At 42.0% G+C, this 450-nt stretch carries 1 pseudogene; it reads right to left on the reverse strand.

The features are described 5' to 3' along the window. Positions 1 to 377 (reverse strand): annotated as a pseudogene (locus JR005_RS08745) (transposase); the annotation flags it as partial. Between the last annotated feature and the right edge of the window lie 73 nt (positions 378 to 450).

Here is a 450-nt window from a genome sequence, read left to right on the forward strand (position 1 = left end):
CTGATAACGGTAGCAGGTTTCACTGATACTAAATGCACGGCAGGCCAAACGAATACTGACAGCATGATCACCAACGGCTTGTTGTGCCATCTGACGACGACAAGATGGCTTTACCACTTTTTTGACATGGCTTCCTGAATGATTTCAGCTTTGAGCCGCTCTTCAGCATACATCTTTTTTAGCTTGGCATTTTCGGCTTCTAGTTCTTTCAATCGAGTAATCAATGAGGCATCCATGCCGCCATATTTAGCCCGCCATTTGTAAAAAGTCGCATTACTCATACCATATTCACGGCAAAGTGTGGCAATAGGCGTGCCAGACTCCGCTTGTTTCAAAATAGACATAATCTGACTGTCAGTAAATTTAGATGTTTTCATGCAGAATCTCCTGCTTTGATCTTAAGAGAAAATTCTACTTTTGCATCCTTTTATTTTTAGGGGGGATTACCAG

The sequence above is a fragment of the Acinetobacter sp. Colony158 genome (assembly GCF_019264745.1).
GTDB classification, from domain to species: domain Bacteria; phylum Pseudomonadota; class Gammaproteobacteria; order Pseudomonadales; family Moraxellaceae; genus Acinetobacter; species Acinetobacter ursingii.